General features: G+C 61.4%; 9 protein-coding genes. 4 read left to right on the plus strand and 5 right to left on the minus strand.

Going from position 1 to position 12761, the window contains the following annotated elements:
* Nucleotides 1-260: 260 nt before the first annotated feature.
* The 3 genes from LJE91_18135 to LJE91_18145 form a co-directional block, all read right to left on the minus strand.
* A complete protein-coding gene (locus LJE91_18135) occupies nucleotides 261-884 on the minus strand; it encodes an SPOR domain-containing protein (GenBank protein ID MCG6870576.1) in 624 nt (207 codons plus the stop codon).
* A 71-nt stretch (nucleotides 885-955) separates the two neighbouring features.
* Complete coding sequence (gene argS / locus LJE91_18140; GenBank protein MCG6870577.1) at nucleotides 956-2707, minus strand: arginine--tRNA ligase; 1752 nt, start codon at nucleotides 2705-2707, stop codon at nucleotides 956-958.
* 443 nt (nucleotides 2708-3150) lie between these two features.
* Entirely contained in the window at nucleotides 3151-5361 is a 2211-nt protein-coding gene (locus LJE91_18145) for a primosomal protein N' (protein MCG6870578.1), read from the minus strand.
* 513 nt (nucleotides 5362-5874) lie between these two features.
* Here LJE91_18145 and LJE91_18150 point away from each other — a divergent pair.
* The 3 genes from LJE91_18150 to hemH all read left to right on the plus strand — a co-directional run bounded on the left by LJE91_18150 (nucleotide 5875) and on the right by hemH (nucleotide 8999).
* Complete coding sequence (locus LJE91_18150) at nucleotides 5875-6864, plus strand: GGDEF domain-containing protein (GenBank protein ID MCG6870579.1); 990 nt, start codon at nucleotides 5875-5877, stop codon at nucleotides 6862-6864.
* A 388-nt stretch (nucleotides 6865-7252) separates the two neighbouring features.
* Nucleotides 7253-7798, plus strand: a complete 546-nt coding sequence (locus LJE91_18155) for an HNH endonuclease (protein ID MCG6870580.1) — start codon at nucleotides 7253-7255, stop codon at nucleotides 7796-7798.
* Nucleotides 7799-7895: 97 nt separating this feature from the next.
* Nucleotides 7896-8999 (plus strand): ferrochelatase, encoded by a 1104-nt coding sequence (hemH, locus tag LJE91_18160; GenBank protein ID MCG6870581.1) that lies wholly within the window; start codon nucleotides 7896-7898, stop codon nucleotides 8997-8999.
* Between the two features lie 20 nt (nucleotides 9000-9019).
* On the opposite strand, the gene LJE91_18165 is transcribed toward hemH, so the two are convergent.
* Together LJE91_18165 and LJE91_18170 are read right to left on the minus strand one after the other, a co-directional pair.
* Nucleotides 9020-9898, minus strand: coding sequence for a fructosamine kinase family protein (locus LJE91_18165; protein ID MCG6870582.1), 879 nt, complete (start codon nucleotides 9896-9898; stop codon nucleotides 9020-9022).
* A gap of 41 nt (nucleotides 9899-9939) precedes the next feature.
* Complete coding sequence (locus LJE91_18170) at nucleotides 9940-11694, minus strand: NAD-dependent malic enzyme (GenBank protein MCG6870583.1); 1755 nt, start codon at nucleotides 11692-11694, stop codon at nucleotides 9940-9942.
* Nucleotides 11695-11808: 114 nt separating this feature from the next.
* On the opposite strand from LJE91_18170, the gene LJE91_18175 reads away from it, so the two are divergent.
* Nucleotides 11809-12534 carry a transposase gene (locus LJE91_18175; GenBank protein MCG6870584.1) on the plus strand — a complete coding sequence of 242 codons (726 nt, stop codon included), beginning with the start codon at nucleotides 11809-11811 and terminating at the stop codon, nucleotides 12532-12534.
* Nucleotides 12535-12761 lie beyond the last annotated feature (227 nt).

Here is a 12761-nt window from a genome sequence, read left to right on the forward strand (position 1 = left end):
CTAACCAACTAAGGCGATTGCCGGAAAATTGCATACCAGATCGCGCCGGATTTTCGTTCGTCATCAAGGCGCGACATCAGGCGCATAGTCGAACTATGTCACTGTTGTCGCAACACAGAGGACGGACGAAAAGACAAGCAGGATGGTATGTCATTTGACAGAAATCGCCTAAGTCCGTCCAGAATTCCACTTTTAGAGCCCCGCCAACCACATGGTGGCGGGGCGTTGTGTTGTGGTCCGTACGGACATCCCTGGGGCAGTCATCCCCCGGATTTCATCAATAGCGATTCCACCCTGTTGTGTTTCAGGATTTTCTGGATCCTGGCCGCATCCGAATAGTCGCGATACGGCCCGACGCGCACACGGTGGAAGACCGTATTGCCCACCGTCACTTCCCTGATACTGGCCTCCACACCGATCAGCGCGAGACGTGCCCTGAGACCATCGGCCTCGGAGAACTGCGTGAAGGACCCGGCCTGCAGCATATAACGACCGCTATCGTCGGGACTCGGGGCCACACGCGAATCCAGTTCGTTTCGGGTCGCCTTGACCGGATCACGCGCAAGTGGCGTACCACCCTCGTCGGGAATCGTGACCTCGAGGTCCGGGAGCAGGGTATAGAACTCGAAGTCCCGCCTGTCTCCGGCACTTTCGGCCGAATCCCGGTGCACCGCCCCGGTTTCCCCCCGCTCTGTCCCCCGGTTTCCGGGGCTTCGAAAGACAGCGAATAGGCCGGATATCCAGGAATCGCGACGGGCAGTGTCCCCGCCTGTCTCATCCACCGCTGCCCGGCCGTCCCCGGTACCGGACCCGTCGATTCTCCCTCCACCCTTCAGGTACACCGCGAGGGACAGGACGATGCCGAGCACGAAACCGGTCAGCATCCATACCCAGGGGGGGGTCCCCCCCGTGTCTGTTCGATTCGAACCTTTTCCGTCGCGTGACATGGGCTGCCCTACATGGACTCGGGAGCGGACACACCCAGTATGCCCAGACCGTTGGCGATCACCTGGCGCACCGCCCTGATCAGGTTGAGTCGCGCCGCGCGTAGCGCCACGTCGTCCACCAGGAACTGATGCGCGTTGTAGTAGGTGTGAAACCGGTTGGCGAGTTCCCGCAGAAAATTTGCCAGCAGATGTGGTTCGAGTCCTTTCGCAGCGGCGTACACAACCTCCGGGTAGCGCGTCAGGTAGTCCAACAGGGCCTTTTCATGCGCCTCCGTGAGCCGCTCGAGTCTGGCCTCTGCCGGGTCGTATGGCAGTCCCTTCTCTTCGAGTTGCCGCATCACGCTGCAGACCCTGGCGTGGGCATACTGAATGTAGTAGACGGGATTGTCGGCGGACTGCGAGGTCGCCAGGTCGAGATCGAAATCCAGGTGCTGCTCGCACTTTCTCATCACGTAGAAAAAGCGGGCAGCGTCACTCCCGACTTCCTTACGCAACTGTCGCAGGGTGACGAACTCGCCGGAGCGTGTCGACATCTGCACCTTCTCGCCGCCGCGATAAAGATTCGCAAACTGCACGAGCAGCACGTCCAGTTTCCCGGCGTCGTCGCCCAGGGCCTCCAGGGCGGCCCGGACCCGTGGCACGTACCCGTGATGATCCGCACCCCAGACATCGATCACCCGTTGGTATCCCCGCTCGATCTTGTCCATGTGGTAGGCGATATCGGAGGCGAAATAGGTGTGTTGTCCGTTTTCCCGGACCACGACCCGGTCTTTCTCGTCACCGAAGGAAGTCGAATCGAACCACAGCGCGCCGTCCTTTTCGTGAAGGTATCCGGCTTCGCGCAGGCGTTCGACGGCCTTGGTGACCAGACCACGGTCCACCAGGCCCTTCTCGGAATACCAGGTATCATAGACCACGCCGAAGCGCTCAAGGTCGTCACGTATGTCGTCGAGGATGGTGTTCAGGGCCAGTTCGAACACGAACCGGTATCGATTGTCGCCCAACGATTTGCGCGAAGCCGAGATCAGGGCATCGATGTGCGTCTCCTTGTCTCCCTTCGGGGCATCCGGAGGGAGTCCCGAGTACACCTCTTCCGCCGGCCGGCGATAGGCCTCGCCATGGTCCCGGTGCAAGGTGGCCGCGATATCCCACACGTAGTCACCCTGATACCCGTTCGACGGGAAGGCCAGCTCTTCACCGGTCAGCTCGAGGTATCGCAGCCAGACCGAGGTGCCGAGGATGTCCATCTGCCGGCCGGCGTCGTTGACATAGTACTCACGGTGGACTGTATTGCCGATGGCCTCCAGCAGATTCGCAACCGTCGCACCGTAGGCAGCCCCGCGACCATGCCCGACATGCAGCGGGCCGGTCGGGTTGGCCGACACAAACTCGACCTGAACGGCGCGGCCCTGACCCACGTTACTGCGGCCGTAGGCCGAGCCGCGGTTCAGGATGTCGTCGACGACCTCCAGGTTTGCACCCTCACGCAGGTGAAAATTGATGAACCCGGGGCCGGCGATCTCGACCTGCGTGATGCGGTCGCTCGCGGGCAGTGCGTCGACGATCGCCTGCGCCAGCTCACGAGGGCGCCGAGTGCATCTCCCGGCCAGCATCATTGCCACGTTGCTGGTGAAATCACCGTGCGACCGGTCGCGCGTACGCGTCACCTGCACGGACACATCGACCTCCTCCGGCACGATCCCCCCAGCCCGCAGTTCCCGCAGCGCGTCTTCGATGTCCCTGCCGATCTCGTCTTTCAATACGTTTACCCCTGTTCCTGGCACCGCTCCCGCCCGCGGCGCCCCCGATCCGCCGCACGCAATAATAAACGGACTAAGGCGATTGCCGGAAAATGGCGTACCAGATTGCGCCGGATTTTCGTTCGTCATCAAGGCGCGACAACAGGCGCATAGTCAAACTATGTCAGTGTTGTCGCAACACAGAGGACGGACGAAAAGACAAGCAGAATGGTATGTCATTTGACAGAAATCGCCTAAGGCGATTGCCGGAAAATGGCGTACCAGATTGCGCCGGATTTTCGTTCGTCATCAAGGCGCGACAACAGGCGCATAGTCAAACTATGTCAGTGTTGTCGCAACACGGAGGACGGACGAAAAGACAAGCAGAATGGTATGTCATTTGACAGAAATCGCCTAAGGACGATTCGCCGACACAAGGCCCGGCTCCGCCACCCCTCGGCATCCTACAGGACATCGGTGGGGTCGATATCCAGAGACCAGCGGACCCTGCGTCCCTTTCCCGGTCCCTGCAATCCTGCCAGCCATTGATCGATCACCGGTTCGAGTTCTCCCCGCCTCGGCGCGACGGCCATCAGTTGCGCCCGAAAACGTCCCGCCCGGCGCTCCATCGCGGCCGGTACGGGCCCTAACTGCCTCACCCGGGACGTCTCCACGATCGACACGCCGTCACGGACCGCCTCCAGCATGCGCATAGGTTCTTCCCGCCCCGCCGCCTCGGCCCGGAGCAACGCCATGTGACTGAACGGTGGCAGACCAGCCGCCTCACGCTCGGCCAGCGCGGCCCGGGCAAAGCCCGGGTAGCCGCTGTGCAGCAGCGACTGTATCAGGGGGTGGTCTGGCTGGTGAGTCTGCAGCAGGACCTCCCCAGGCCTGTCGGCCCGACCCGCCCGGCCCGCGACCTGCACGACGAGCTGGGCCATACGCTCGGCGTCCCTGAAGTCCGTGCCGTACAGGCCATTGTCCAGGTTGAGAATCCCGGTCAGGGTGACGAGCGGAAAATCATGCCCCTTGGACAGCATCTGCGTACCTAGCAGGATGCGATGCTTACCCGAACGAATCGCACGGAGGTATCCTTCGAGGGCACCTTTACGACGCGTGGTGTCGCGATCGATACGGATCAGGGGAACATCCGGAAACCATTGGCGAAGGGCCTGCTCGACCCGTTCGGTTCCGTGGCCCACCGGCCGGAGTTCCTTACTGCCGCAGGCCTCGCAGTGCCGGGGCACGTTTCGCTTCGCACCGCAGTGATGGCAGCTCATGCTCGACTGGGCGGCGTGCAGGGTCAGGTGTGAATCACAGCGGGAACACGGGACGGCCCAGCCGCAATCCTCGCACAACAACGCGGGCGCGAACCCGCGCCGATTCAGGAAAAGCAGAACCTGTCCGCCCTGCTCCAGGTGAGACGAGATTCGCTCCCGCAACGGCCCCGACACACCGTCCGTCGTCCTGTGTCGTCGCGTGTCGATAATCGACACACTGGGCGGACGCGCGGAGCCCGCGCGCTGCGACAACACGACACGGCTGTACTTGCCACGAGCAACATTGGACAGCGATTCCAGCGAGGGCGTAGCGGAACCGAGGACCACGGGTACGCCTTCGAGCCTCGCCCGGTAGACCGCGACATCCCGGGCGTGGTATCGAAACCCGTCCTGCTGCTTGAATGAGGGATCGTGCTCCTCATCGACGATGATGATCCCAGGCCGCAGAAGGGGGGTGAACACGGCAGACCGGGTGCCGATCACAACCCGGGCTTCCCCGGCTGCTGCCTTGCGCCATGCGCAGTGACGCTCGGTATCGCTCAATCCGGAGTGTATGACCGACGGTATCGCACCCAGGTGAGCAGAGAACCGATCGACGAGTTGTGGCGTCAACCCGATCTCGGGCACGAGGACCAATGCCTGACAACCGCTCGCCACGACCTGCTCGATCGCCGCCAGATAGACCTCGGTCTTGCCGCTTCCCGTGACACCATCGAGCAACACCGGCGCGAATCGTCCCAGCCCGCGCTGAATGACCTCCGCCGCGTGGACCTGCCCGGAATTGAGAGACACCCGCTGCGGGGTGACAGGTCCGATATCCTGTCCCCCCGTAGGGGCTTGCTTGCTTCGTTCGGCCAGACCCTTTTCGACCAGGGACCGCATCGCGTCCCGCCACCTTTCATGTTCCGAGTTCAACACCACCGCAGACGCGCCGATATCGCCGCGATTCAGAAGGGTCGTCAGGACCGCCGCCTGACGCGGGGCGCGTTCGTCAAGGTGCCCGGGCATCTGCCTGACCCTGGCATACCAACGAGATTCGGCTGCACCAGCGACGCTCAATCCGCTTCTCAACCGCACCGGAAGCGCGGTCCGGATCACCTCGCCGAGGGCGTAACGATAGTACTGACCGGCCCACCGTAACAACGACAGCATCCCCATAGTACAGAGTGGGGTATCGTCGAGAACCTCGATGATCGGTCTGAGACGGGAGGGAGGTACGTTTGAGGTTGCACTACTTCCGACGATCATTCCGACCAGGGTACGGCGCCCGAAGGGAACCTTGACACGCACACCGTCGGACAGGCTCATCCCCTGCAGTCCGGGCGGTCCCAGATAGTCGAAGTGGTCACCAAGCGGTACGGGCAGGGCGACGTGATAGTAGATAACCGAGGGCACCAGGCGCTTCCGGTCTACACGACCGACCTGAGGTGATTTCTTCTTTGGCTCACCAAGTCAGAATCTCTTCATCAAAAAATAGAGTTATCCACAACTTCTGTGGATAACTCTGTGCGCAATTTGTAGCGTAACGGCCAGGTTCGCGCTTTCTACAATGTTTTCCACAAACTGGGTAAAAAATATACACCTCTTTATAAGCTTATAATTCAATGAGTTATAACCTTAATGGTGTGAATGCCAGATCAGGAACCGGCGCAACAAACCATCCGGACATCATGCAAAACCGATGTGCATAAACAGCCAGGGCAGGCCGCAAGAGGCATTGACAGGGACACGTTTCAGGGAATGCCGAACTGGCAATGCAGGATGCCGACATGTTTCGGGCAGAAGGAAAAATTCCCGCTATCCTCCCATGTACGAGCCGCCGAGAAAACGGCTGGACAGGGCAAACACTGCGTCGATCTACGACCTGACTACGCACATGGAAAATTTCTAGTGTAGTATCCCATCGAGATGCCGAACAACAACCAACAGGCAGTGCAAGTCGAGATCGAGAACCGGGACGAGGTCAATATCGCCTCGCTGACGCGTCTCAGCCTCTTCGGCAGGCTGGATTTGGAGCGCAACCACGACCTGCTGGCCCGTTGCAGCCAACGCGAGGTCGAGGCCGGCGAAATCATTCTGCAACGTGGGATGGCCAACGACCGGATCTATGTCATCCTGGAAGGGCGGCTCTCAATACACCTGCGGGAAGACGACTTTGCACTGGCCGTTCTGCGTGAAGGTGAGACGGTAGGCGAGATGTCCATCATCGGAGACCAGCCCACCAGTGCGATCGTCAAGGCGGAGACACGCGCCCTGCTGCTCGAGATCCCTAGGGAAGCTTTCTGGGGCTTCATCGATCGCGACCCGTCCTTTGCCCGACAACTGCTGGAACTGTTCGCCAGGCGCCTGCTCAACGTCACGAATGTCGTTTTCTATTCGCGCCAGATGCAGGAGAAGTATCGCCGCGAGGCGTATGCCGATCCACTGACGGACCTCTACAACCTTCGCTGGCTGAACGAGACGCTGCCCTTCGAGATGTCACGTTGCGTGGTCTGCAACCGACACCTGTCGCTGCTCGCCCTCTCTGTGGACGGATTCGGTAGATACAACGCGATCTGGGGACACTCGACGGCGGACCAGACGCTGAGGGAACTGGCGACGGCCATCGAGGTGGAACTCCGTACCCTGGACATGGCCGCCCGATGCGAGGGTGCGGAGATCATGGCGATCCTGCCCGGCGCGGATGTCAACGAGGCCGAACGGGTAGCGCACCGGCTACGCGAGGCATCGAGCCGGCTTTGCGATCCGCAACGCAACAGCGACCCGATGCCGGCGTTCACCGTTTCGATCGGCGTCGCCGAAATGGTGCCCGGCGACTACGCGGAGATGCTCATCGCCCGAACGAGCGCGGCCATGGGACGTGCCAGGGACCAAGGGGGTGGGACCACCTCGCGGTGAACTCGGATAGACCACTCCGGCCACCGGAAGGGCGCCGGAGACCGACTTCCCCAGCGTCTTGACACCGCTGATCGGTTCGGTGGCCATCTTCTGGCCGTCTCCATAAAGAATTCGGGTGTTGTCCGCGAAGAACAGGTGGTTTTCCTCCCCCGAGAATCCCACAGGCAAACGCCACACAAAAAAAGCACACCAGCGGCAGCCACAAAGGGGCGGTGGCGGCGTAGAGCGACCCGGGATCCGTGGCGATGGACACCCAGATTGATCGGCATGCTAGCGTTGCATAACTAAGGCCAAAACAGGTACATTGCGCACGCATTCCCGACCGCGGGGGTTGTCGTCTACCGTGTACGAACTGATTCAGCAGGTACTGAGAACCGATGTCTCCGGCATGCCCGTCGAATGGATCGACTACCGGGAAGCCGCTCGGCTTTATCATGCCAATCAGGTCGCCTATGCCTGCGGATCGCTGCTGTATGCCCTTCACGGCGGGACCAACGCCAGGACCGGAGGCCGCAGCGTCATCCGGGTCAACGCCATCGTCGCGACCCGGGGAAACAACCGCACGGTAAGGCAGCCCTACACCCCGCCGCTGCACAACAGCACCCTGTTCCGGCGTGACGGCAACCTCTGCCTGTACTGCGGCGATCGCTTCACGCACAACCATCTGTCCCGCGATCATGTGACGCCGCTGAGTCAGGGCGGTTCGAACGGCTGGAACAATGTGGTTACCGCCTGCAAGCGCTGCAACAACCACAAGGCGGGACGCACACCCGAGCAGGCCGGGATGGCACTGCTGGCCGTACCGTTTACCCCGACCCACGCCGAATACGTCTATCTGAAGGGTCGTCGTGTTCTGAATGACCAGATGGAGTTCCTGCTTGCGCATTTCCCCCGCTCAAGTCCGCTGCACGATCGTCTGAAACAGTCCGACTGAACCGGATGCGCGGCTTTCGGGCTGCTGGTAGCCGGCCCGCCCGAGCAGAGCGAACGCATCCGGGCAGGCCGGCGAAACCTTGAGGATCGAACGGCAGATGACACGTTATACAGCGACTAAGGGTTTCGCCCACGACGCCCCCTCCGTAACCGGCATCCTGCTGGTCAATCTGGGTTCACCCGACGCGCCGACCCGCGCGGCGGTCAAACGCTATCTCGGTGAGTTCCTCTGGGACCCGCGGGTCGTCGAGACGCCCCGCTGGCTGTGGTGGCTGATCCTCCGACTGATTATCCTGAATTTCCGTCCCGCCCGCAGCGCCCGGAACTACCAGAAGATCTGGACGGACTCGGGCTCTCCACTGGTCGCCGGTTCGACCCGCCTCGCCAAGGCCCTTGCGGACCGCCTGACCGGCAGGCACGGGAATACGGTACGGATCGAATCGGCGATGAGATACGGGAACCCGTCGATCCCCGACAGGCTGGGGGCCTTGCGTGAGGCCGGCGCCCGCCGGCTTCTCGTCCTGCCGCTCTATCCCCAGTACTCCGCCACCACAACGGCATCGGTCTTTGATGCCGTGGCCGACGAACTGAAACAGTGGCGGTGGCTACCCGAGCTGCGCCTCGTCAACGGATACCCGGACGATCCCGCCTACACTGGCGCCCTCGCCTCGAGCATCGAGACGTACTGGCGTACCCACGAGCGCGGGGAGCGCCTGATCTTCTCCTTTCACGGGATCCCGCAGCGCTATTTCTCGGCAGGGGACCCTTACCACTGCCAGTGTCACAAGACGGCCCGCCTGGTCGCGGAGACCCTGAAGCTCGAATCGGGTCAATGGCGGGTGGCGTTCCAGTCCCGTTTCGGGCGTGACCCCTGGTTAGCGCCCTACACCGACCATGTCCTGGGCGCGCTGGCGGCGGAAGGCGTGTCCTCGGTCGACGTCGTGTGTCCCGGATTCTCCATGGATTGCCTGGAAACCCTGGAGGAGATCGATATGCAGAACCGTGAGATCTTCCTCTCCGCCGGTGGACGGGAGTTCCACTACATCCCCGCCCTCAACGACTCGACCGAACACGTGGATGCGCTCGAGCGCATCGTCGACGGGCATATCTGCAGCTGGCTGGACGCTGGCGATGCCGCGCTGCGCCGTCGCGCCACGGACCTGACGCGCGAACGTGCCATCGCAATGGGCGCCGAACGCTGAACCCCTGTGCGGTCTCCGGCCTATAGCCGGGAAAGCACCTGGTCGATCATGCCCTCGGCCTGGGCGCCATAGCCTCCGCCGAACAGATTGAGATGATTGAGTACGTGGTAAATATTGTAGAACGTCTTGCGCAGCGGGTAACCCGGATCCAGGGGGAACCCGGCTCGATACGCGTGATAGAAGTCCCCGCCGAACCCGCCGAACAGTTCGGTCATGGCCAGATCGGCCTCCCGGTCGCCGTAATACACCGCCGGATCGTAGATCACCGGTTCACCATGCTCGTCACAGCTCCAGTTCCCGCCCCAGAGATCGCCATGCAACAGCGACGGTTGCGGGTCATAGCTATCGAACAGGGCAGGGAACCGCTCCATCAGGCGGGTCCCCTTTTCCTGCAGTGCACCGGCATATCCCTTGCTTGCCGCCAACCGCAACTGGAACCCCAGCCGGTGCTCGCGCCAGAACGCCACCCAGTCGCTGCCGGGTGTGTTGATCTGTGGGGTCGAACCAATGGTATTGTCGGTATCCCAGCCGAACATCCCTGCCTTGGTATGGTGCATCTTGGCCAACCTCCGACCGAGCTCCCCGGCATCCCCCCCTGGACGCAGAGGGATGTACTCCATCGCCAGGAACCCGTGCCGGTTCGCGGTACCGCAACAGACCGGCTCGGGGACGCGGATGGCGTCGGTCGAAGCGAGTTCGCGCAACCCGGCGGACTCCGCCTCGAACATACCCAGGTGTGCGACGTCGTTGACCTTGACGAACCATGACCGACCATCGGTTGCCGAGAGACGAAATGCCTGATTGATACAGCCGCCACCGAGCGAGACCGCCCCTGCCGGCGTGGTCTCGCGCCCGGTGACCCGGCCGATGGCCCTGCACACACCGTCCCAGTCAGGCACGACGATCGCGGATCATGGTGGCGGCGCGGTGACGCAAGTCGCTATCCGACCCCGTGCGAGACATCGATTTGCTGCGCACCCCTGACTAAGGGAAGATACTGCGCGACCCAGAACTTGCCGCGCACGTATGCGTCGAGATCCAGTCCCTCGAGATGGGTTTTACCCGCGACCCCCTCCTCCAGGGCGGTGGCGATGACCCTTGCCGCCACCCGCACCGAAACTTCCTGCAGTTCTTTGACCGGCGGGTAGATGAGGCCGGACTCGAGGTGTCTCGCCGCGGTGTAGTCTGCCAGTGCGCAGGCCGACTGCAGGACCATCCGGTCGGTGATCCTGGCAGCATCGCAAAGGATCGAACCGAAGCCCAGACCGGGGAAGATGAAGGCGTTGTTACCCTGGCCGATGGGGAAGCTATGCTCGTTGAACAGCACGTCGGCAAACGGGCTCCCCGTCGCGACGATCGCCCGACCTTCGGTCCAACCGATGATATCCTCCGGCAGTGCCTCGCAGACGGAGGTCGGATTGGAAAGCGGAAAGATGATGGGCCGCGCCGTGTTGTGGTCCACGGCGTTCACGATCGGCTGGTTGAACGCTCCGGCCAGGCCGCTCAGGCCCAGCAACACCGTGGCGCGCGAATTCTGTATCACCTCCAGGGTGTTAGGCACATCGCCCTCGAAACGCCAGTCGGCGAGGCTCTCCCTGCGCTGTGCATAGGGTTGTTTGTACGGCTCCATTTTGCGGCCCTCCACGAGCAGACCGCGGGAGTCCACGACGAACATCCGCTCGCGTGCCTCCCTCTCGCTGAGCCCGTCCATCATCAGGCCTTCGTGTATGGCCCAGGCGACGCCGATGCCGCCCGCGCCCGCCCCGAAGACGACGATGCGCTGATCTTCCAGGGTCTCGCCCTTCATCCGGCACGCCGAGAGGATCCCCGCCAGAGCCACCGCACCGGTACCCTGGATGTCGTCGTTGAAGGAGGGCAACTCGTCCCGGTAACGACCAAGCAGGGTAAACGCCGTTTCCTTCGAAAAATCCTCCCACTGGATGATGGCCTTCGGCCAGCGGGCGCGGATCGCCGCGACGAACTTATCGACAAAGGCCATATAAGGTTCGCCGCGCAACCTGCGCTGCCGGATGCCGAGATAGGACGGATCATTGATGAGATCAAGCCGGTCGGTGCCGACATCGAGCTTGACCGGCATGGTATGAAACGGACTCACCCCCCCGCCTACCGTGTAGAGGGCCAGCTTGCCAATGGCGATGGCAAGCCCGCCGTACCCCTGATCGCCGATCCCGAGAATCGCCGAGGAATCGGTCGCCACGATCATGCGGACATCGTGCCATGGGTAGTTGTGCGTCACCTCCCTCGCCCGATCGATGTTGATGGGAGACAGCGACAGACCGCGCGGGTTCTGGTAGAGGTAGCTGAACTCCTGTACCGCCTGCCCGACCGTAGGCGTGTAGACGATCGGTAGCATCTCCTCCAGATGACGTTCCAGAAGGGCATAGAACAGAATCTCCGTCCGCTCCTGTAGCGCCCGCAGGTACTGGTATTTCGCCAGGGGATCGCTTTGTCGCAGAAAACCCCGGTAGACCCGCTCGACCTGTTGCTCGAGCGTGTTGACCTGCGGGGGCAGCAGTCCGTCCAGCCCCAGGGCGATCCGCTCTTCCTCGGTAAAGGCCGTTCCCTTGTTGCTGAGTACGAGACGCAGTAGAGCGATGCCATCCAGGTACACCTCCATGTGCTGGTTTCCGCGGGAATCGGTCTTGATATCGAAATACGGACTGATGGTGGTCATCTTGTCTGCCGGCTCAGTAAAGGGTCTCGGGCGATATTTTTATGCATAACAGGCTTCATATCAATGGGGTCAGACTCGATTGATAGGCAGCATCAACTTCGGTAGACTGCCTGCATGGCTCGACTACCCCGTTTCGTTCTGGCCGGACATCCACAGCATGTCGTCATTCGCGGCAACAACCGCGAGCCGATCTTCTATGCCAACGAAGACTATCGATTCTATCTGGAAAAACTCAAACAGGCCTGTGACAGGCACGCTTGCGACCTGCATGCCTATGTGCTGATGACCAATCATGTCCATCTGCTGATCACGCCAAACCAGGACAACAGCCTGTCCAAGGCGATCCAGATGCTGGGGCGCTACTACGTCCAGTACTTCAACTACAGCTATCAACGTACCGGCACCTTGTGGGAAGGCCGTTTCAAGGCCGCATTGATCGACAGTGAAGCCTATGCCCTGACCTGTTACCGATACATCGAGCTCAATCCGGTGCGCGCCCAAGGTATGGTCGAGCATCCTGGTGAGTACCCCTGGTCGAGTTATCGGCGCAATGCATTGGGAGAACCCGATAAGTTGATCACCCCTCACACACTGTACCAGTCACTCGGCAGGAATGAACCAGCGAGACAGAAAGCCTATCGTGCCCTGTTCAAAGCGCGCATCCCCGAGAAGACACTGGCCGAGATCAGAGACGCCACCAACAAGGCCTGGGTGCTGGGCAGCGACCACTTCAAGGACAGGATTGAACCACAACTGAATAGGGCAGCCAGCCCGAAACCACGAGGGGGCGATAGAAAATCCGCCTCTCACCCGCTCCGAAAGCAGACCAATCGAGTCTGATCCCGTTGATCAATTTGACAAATTCCCTCGTGCGCGCGATGGTGGCATGCGAAAAGCATAATAGTTCCACAACCTCCGTGAGGAGACCTTAGGCGATTGCCGGAAAATGGCATACCAGATTGCGCCGGATTTTCGTTCGTCATCAAGGCGCGACATCAGGCGCATAGTCTAACTATGTCACTGTTGTCGCAACACAGAGGACGGACGAAAAGACAAGCAGGATGGTA

The sequence above is a fragment of the Gammaproteobacteria bacterium genome, from assembly GCA_022340215.1.
Taxonomy (GTDB): domain Bacteria; phylum Pseudomonadota; class Gammaproteobacteria; order JAJDOJ01; family JAJDOJ01; genus JAJDOJ01.

Bases quoted from the DNA above. Each gene is read 5' to 3' on its own strand.
- LJE91_18135 (MCG6870576.1), bottom strand. From the start codon at position 884: ATGCTGACCGGTTTCGTGCTCGGCATCGTCCTGTCCCTCGCGGTGTAC.
- LJE91_18150 (MCG6870579.1), top strand. From the start codon at position 5,875: ATGCCGAACAACAACCAACAGGCAGTGCAAGTCGAGATCGAGAACCGG.
- LJE91_18155 (MCG6870580.1), top strand. From the start codon at position 7,253: ATGCCCGTCGAATGGATCGACTACCGGGAAGCCGCTCGGCTTTATCAT.
- hemH (MCG6870581.1), top strand. From the start codon at position 7,896: ATGACACGTTATACAGCGACTAAGGGTTTCGCCCACGACGCCCCCTCC.
- LJE91_18170 (MCG6870583.1), bottom strand. From the start codon at position 11,694: ATGACCACCATCAGTCCGTATTTCGATATCAAGACCGATTCCCGCGGA.
- LJE91_18175 (MCG6870584.1), top strand. From the start codon at position 11,809: ATGGCTCGACTACCCCGTTTCGTTCTGGCCGGACATCCACAGCATGTC.